Annotated in this window: 3 protein-coding genes; all 3 read right to left on the reverse strand. The window is 69.4% G+C overall.

Annotated features, from left to right (window positions below):
• On the reverse strand, positions 1-183 hold a 183-nt coding region (gene ccmI, locus WAL33_RS17830), incomplete at its 3' end, for a c-type cytochrome biogenesis protein CcmI (protein ID WP_422182867.1).
• A 59-nt stretch (positions 184-242) separates the two neighbouring features.
• Positions 243-1,574: a hypothetical protein gene (locus WAL33_RS17835; protein ID WP_422182869.1), complete on the reverse strand. Its 1,332-nt coding sequence runs from the start codon at positions 1,572-1,574 to the stop codon at positions 243-245.
• Between the two features lie 217 nt (positions 1,575-1,791).
• Positions 1,792-3,174 (reverse strand): ATP-binding protein, encoded by a 1,383-nt coding sequence (locus WAL33_RS17840; protein ID WP_422182871.1) that lies wholly within the window; start codon positions 3,172-3,174, stop codon positions 1,792-1,794.
• Between the last annotated feature and the right edge of the window lie 73 nt (positions 3,175-3,247).

Below are 3,247 nucleotides of genomic sequence, written 5' to 3' on the forward strand. Positions count from 1 at the left end.
CTTCAGCTCGGCGTCGGCCAGCAGGCCCCGCTCGGCCAGGTCGGCGATCTCGGACAGTTGCCGGCGATGCACGGCCAGACTCGCGTCGTCGCCCACACCCACGGACGCCCGCGCGGCGCCGCGCAGCATCAGGGCGGCGACGACGGCCGACAGTCCCGCCGCGGCGATCCAGAAAGCGATCATGAAGGGCGTGTTAGCGGGGATTGCGAGCGGCCGTTAGCAAAAAAATCGCGTAAGGGGCCCTAGGCCGCGGCGGCCATCGCCGCGGCCGCGCGGCGGCGGACGATCTCGGCGGTCTTCTGGTCGCGGCTGTAGGCGATGTAGCCGGCGGCCAGATCGACATAGATCCGGGCCAGGCCCTGGTCGCCGCCCTCGCCGGTGCGCACCACGTGCAGGATGTCTTCGATATATTGGTCCAGACGGCTGTTCAGCTTCTCCAGCACCTTGGCGCGGCTGGCGCCGTAACCGCTCTGCATCGCGCAGCCGCGGATTTCGGCGATGAACACCAGAACGGCGGTCAGCCGCCGGGTTTGGAGCTCGTCGGGTTCGGTCGTCAGCTTGGGCACGCCCTTGCCCTTCTTGCCGCCGAGGATCGAGATCGGCCGCAGCGGCAAGGCCTCCAGCAGTTCCCGCTCGGCGCTGTTCATCCGCTCTTCGACGATCTCGGCGACGTCCTGCTTGTACTTGGCGATCCGGCGTCCCCAGACCCCGTCCCGGGTCAGCTTCACCGATTGCTCGAACTCGGCGATCAGTTGCGAGATTCTGTGGGCGGCCGCCGCGACCTTGCGGCCCTCGGCCTTGCCCTTAGCCGGATCGAAGCTTTCGATGATGGCGATGTTCCTGGCGATGTCGGCCAGCACCCGCTCGCCGAACACGCTGACCTCCGAAGAGGCCCAGAACTTGTCGTCCGGCCGATCCATGACCGCCGAGATCACGCGCAGAATCCGCCAGCCGTCCGGCAGGTGGGCGGCCAGGATCTCGAACAGCAGCGGTCCGGCGTCCTGGCGGATGGCGCAGGCGTCGTTATAGGCCAACCGGGCGGCGGCGGCCCGCGCCTCGCTCATCTTGCTGACCCATTCCTGCAGCATGGGCAGGGCGGTGCGGACGATGGCCGCCAACTCCAGGCACGAGGCCAGCTCGTCGACGTCGCAGATCGCGTCCAGCGCCTTGAACCCGTCCTCGGTCTGGGCGCGCAGGCCCTTGACGGCGATCGCGCACAGTTCGTCGAAGACCTCCGGCGGGCCTTCCTCCAGGTCCCAGGGATTGCAGCGCGCGGCGGCTTCCGCGACCTGTTCGGGGACCTGCGCCCTGAGCGCGGCCCACAGCAGGCGCAAGGTGCGGGGCGGGAATGAGGTCTGCTCGGTGTCGCGCGCGGCGCACAGCGGCACGATCGGGGCCAGCACGCTGTTTCGGACATAGCGCGCGGTGGTCTCGTTCTCGACCAGGTCGCGCACCGCCGCCAACGCGCCGGCCGTGCCGGCCAGGGCGAGTTCAAGATTGCGCAACGCGGCGTCGGGAACGGTTTCCACCAGCTTCCGAACCATCAGCAATTTATCGGCGGCGACCGCTGCCATAACCCCCCACCGGATCGGCCCGCTCCGGGCCACGTCAACCATGTCCTCAACGAGGTTAAGACTTTCCGAAACCATACATTTTTACGGTCAGAAGAACGACGTTGTCAGATCGTTGTGCGAAAACCGCCGAGGTCTGGCCATAACGGTGAACCGTTGGGCTGGGCGCACGCCGCATTTTCCACCTCACCCGTGAAACGGGGAGGTGGCGCGAAAGAGCTCAGCCCCCCGAGCGCGGCAGCGCCAGGGTCACGCGCAGGCCGCCCAGCGGCGAGGCGCCCAAGGTCACGGCGCCGCCGTAGGCGCGGGCCAGTTCATCGACGATCGACAGGCCCAGCCCCGAGCCCGGCGTATGCTCGTCCATTCGCTGGCCGCGCTTGAGGGCGTCGCCCCAGCGGTCCGGCGGCAGGCCGGGGCCGTCGTCGTCGACGGTCAGGGTCATCTGCTCGGGCGAGCTGGCGGCGGCCTCGACGCGGACCTTGGCCTTGCACCACTTGCCGGCGTTTTCCATGACGTTGCCGGCCAGCTCCATGAAGTCCTGACGCTCGCCCTGGAAGCACAGGTCTTCGGGGCACCGCCAATCGATCTCCACGCCCTTGTCCTGGAAGATCCGCTCCAGGGTGACGGCCAGCTCGTCGAGGATCGGCTCGACCGGCGTGCGTTCGCCCGAGGTCTGGGAGCGGGCGGCGGCGCGGGCCCGGCGCAGGTGGTGGTCGACCTGCTCGCGCATGGTCTGGGCCTGGCGCGCGACGACTTCGGACAGGGCGCCGGGCCGCTGGCCGGCCTCGGTCAGCATCACCGACAGCGGGGTCTTCAGGGCGTGGGCCAGGTTGCCGACGTGGGTGCGCTGGCGCTCGACGACCTCCTGGTTATGGGTCAGCAGGGCGTTCAGCTCGACGGCCAGGGGCTCCAGCTCCTCGGGGTAGGCGCCCTCCAGCTTCTCGGCCTTGCCGCGCCGGACCGAGGCCACTTCGCGCCGCAGACGGAACAGCGGCTGCAGGCCGACCCGCACCTGCACCACCACCGCGGCGATCAAGCCGCCGCCCAGGATGACCAGGGCCAGGGTGGTGATGCGCGCGAAGCGGTCGGCGTCGGCGTCGATCGGCGAGCGGTCCTCGGCGGCGATGAACACCACCGGCCGCGGATAGCCCGGCAGCTGCGCCAGCACGGCCGCGGCGCGCAACGGCCGGTTCTGGGGGCCCTTGAGGTCGAAATAGTGGGTCTTGCCCGGCTCGGCCATCAGCCGCTCGGACTGCTCGGCCGGGATCATCAGGTCGCTGTCGAACAGCGAGCGCGAGCGCTCGACCACGTTCAGCCCGCCGCCCCCGGGCGGCTGGTCGAAGATCGTCCAGTAGCGGCCCGAATAGGCGCGCGTCGCCCGGATGTCGGTCAGGAACGGGGCCTTCAGCACCCCGGCCTCGATGCTGGAACCGGCGTAGAGGTCGTCGGTCAGCACCGCCAGCGACTGGTCGAACCGCCGGATCGCCGCGTCCCGGAACTGAGCGGTCAGGAAGACGCCGGCCACGACCAGCACCACCAGGTTCCAGACCCCGGCCAGCACCACCAACCGCCGGACCAGCGAGGGCTTGCCGAAATCCCACATGGTCAGCGCCCCTCGGCCAAGACGGTGGGCCCGAAAACCTCGTCCTTCGACAAGCTCAGGTAGAGGTTTTCTA

Source organism: Caulobacter sp. (genome assembly GCF_049283275.1).
Classification (GTDB): Bacteria; Pseudomonadota; Alphaproteobacteria; order Caulobacterales; family Caulobacteraceae; genus Caulobacter.